General features: G+C 33.2%; 3 protein-coding genes. All 3 read right to left on the reverse strand.

Going from position 1 to position 2,808, the window contains the following annotated elements; translation table 11 throughout:
* Positions 1-605: 605 nt before the first annotated feature.
* Positions 606-1,235, reverse strand: coding sequence for a hypothetical protein (locus tag Q0954_RS33565; protein ID WP_299466329.1), 630 nt, complete (start codon positions 1,233-1,235; stop codon positions 606-608).
* A 138-nt stretch (positions 1,236-1,373) separates the two neighbouring features.
* Positions 1,374-2,036, reverse strand: coding sequence for a hypothetical protein (locus Q0954_RS33570; RefSeq protein WP_299466332.1), 663 nt, complete (start codon positions 2,034-2,036; stop codon positions 1,374-1,376).
* Positions 2,037-2,041: 5 nt separating this feature from the next.
* The coding region (locus Q0954_RS33575; RefSeq protein WP_299466335.1) for a hypothetical protein at positions 2,042-2,808 on the reverse strand (767 nt) is incomplete at its 5' end.

Consider the following 2,808-nt stretch of genomic DNA (forward strand, 5'->3'; position numbering starts at 1 on the left):
GCGGAGGCAGCAAACAGGTAAACATCAACATTACCATTGGCAATATCATCGGGATGAATGTAGACAACATCAACAACTTAGACTCTAAAGGTCAGGAGGTGCAACAGTCGGCCGACTTGATTGTGCAGGAGATTGTGCGCAAGATCAATGGGGCAATGATGGTGCAGGAGGGGTAGGCCAGCTTTAATAGTGAGCTATGCTTCCAGTGGCTTTGTTTATAAGAAAAAATGGTATATCAAACAAATCAGCGGTATACAAGTACGTTTGTCGTGAGGTGTGTAATATGTCAACTCTTCGCCCGCATTGGTACGGTCGCCACCTCTAACTTTGTACTATTGAGTGGTATAAGCAAGCTGATTTTAACTTAATCTATATTGAGTAAGACGGCGCATCCGAGGCGACTTACTCCAGCGGGGCTGAAAGAAACAAATGCATTCCCCACTCTCCGAAAAAAGGCAGAGAATGCATTTTATATAATCTGGATGCTTTGCTGAGAGATGTAAAACCAGGCAAATGACTTGGCTTTCACTTTCTCATAATCGCATTATAAATGCTCGTAGAAAAAAGGAACACATTACAATGCGTACTAATAGGTGAGACAAATTTCATGAAATCACTGTACTCTCAGTTGTTTGCATATATAATAAGACAAACTCTATGAAATATTCTAAATTTAAATTTACGCGCGAATAAACTTTATCCAAATCCAAAACAGCATAAATTAATTCTTTTGTTTGTCCTTCTTTGTAGCAATAAATTGTATCTCCATTTGCTTCTTGTATACACCCTTTTAAATTAGGTAATTTTTGCAGAACCTGAGTCAGATCAATAAAAGCAAATGGGAATATTTTATGAGTGAGACTACCTGATATTAACAAATAGGTAGATTGAGTACTCATGCAACCCGCAATCCCTAAATGTTTAAACTCTATATTATCTAGCCAATGTAAAAAATTAAACTCAGAATTAAGGAAAAAGATGTTATGATGGTCTGATTTATTCTCTCTTACCATTTGCTTAAAATCAAGTAATTGCTCTTCTGAAAAATCATAAAACACAAAGTTCCAGGCATTAACTTGAATGCCTTCTATACCACTTGCATACAGTTCAAACTTGTTTTGTTTTGATTGTTTTCTAAAGCGGGATTTAAGCTTTTTAAACTCTTTTTTCTGATGGCTGGATAGTTTGTTATTATTAAACTGTGGATAACCTATGAGGTTGATTTTTCGCTTCATAATTTATTAATTAGCAGGTTTCAAAATAAAGTACGCATGATAATTTGATGGAAGAAAATCAGTCAAATGTAAGCCAGGAAAAGTGTCCCCACACCAAGATGTACAAATCCTAAATGCACAAAGTATATAAAAACTATTTCAAGTAATGCTTTTGCTTCTATGCACTTTTAATGCATCTAAATAAGCAAAGAAAATTTTTGTAAAACTTTCCATATTTACACTAACTCTGGTGTAAATAGAATCTAAGTCGTGTAATACATACTTCAGCTCATCTTTATTTTCTGTATTAATTGTTCCTTCATCAAAAAAAGTTTCACAGCTTTCACTCATACTCCACTTGCCCTTGACGTAGCCTGGTGTGTTTTGTAAAACATCTTTTACTCCAACAAAAGCATAAGCATAAACTTTATAGCCAAGACTATTTCTAAAACTACTTGATGACAACAGTGCAACACCTTGTGAGCCCATAAATCCAGCTAACCAAGGTTGTTTATAGGTATCATCACTTTGCCACTGTAACCAAGTATAGTTACTTTTCATAAAAAAAACACCTCCTGAAATAAAATTAGTATCCTTAAAGCTTAGTTTTTCAAATTCCTCCTTGTGGAAATCACAAAACACTAAATTCCAGTGGTTTAAATCAATGGAGTTCAGGTTTAAAGGTTGTATTTCCATTTTCAGTTTTAAAGAACATTGTTTTAATATGCCTTTTCTAATTTTTTTTAAATTAGCCTTCTGATATTTATTTAATTTATTTTTGTTCGCTTGTGGATACTCTAAAAGAACAACTTTGTTTGCCATAAAAATCATTTTAATATGAAATATACATTGTAATTTGTTGGTAAAAAGTCATTTATGCTTAAACCTGGGTATTTAACTAACTCATTGGTACTATACTGTAGCTCTATTTTCATGCCTTTTTTATCAAAAAAATCTTTATTTGATGCAATCTCATGTATGTCATCAACACTGAGTTTACCCTTGTGTTGAACGGGTAAATTTACAATAATAACATCATCAATCTGATGCCCTGATTGTAAGTATACTGTTTCGGCATAACGATATGAGGGGGTTAACTTAAACAAATCTTCCACCTTTTTTTGTGGATACTTTTTTATTAGCCAAGCCAATTGCAAGTTTGAAGGAGTATTTGTAATAGACCCCATAGAACCTATTTTTAGACTACCAGGTTTAATTCCTAAAACCTTCATCTGATGAAGGTTTACATAAGTCACAATGGGTATACCCTTAGATATGAGTTTCCCGTTTGTTACTGGGATTATTGAAGTAGTTTTAGGAACTTTTTTTAGTTCTAATTCAGCTATGTCCATTTTGAAGTGATTTGTATTAGCATCATATTGTCTGATAAACCTCCCAACTTGTTTATTTTTGAAATATATATAAGTCTCTATCTCATATTTGCCATATTTTGGGTCAGCTACGTTTAAATTAGTATTTATTTTCCAGTCCTTGGCTGGACTATGTTTTTTTAGTTTACTAACGCTTTGATAAACATCAGGTTTATATACTCTATTCCATTTAAGTAATTTAGATAACTCTTTGACTTCTTCAA

This window comes from uncultured Microscilla sp., assembly GCF_947493425.1.
Taxonomy (GTDB): Bacteria; Bacteroidota; Bacteroidia; order Cytophagales; family Microscillaceae; genus Microscilla.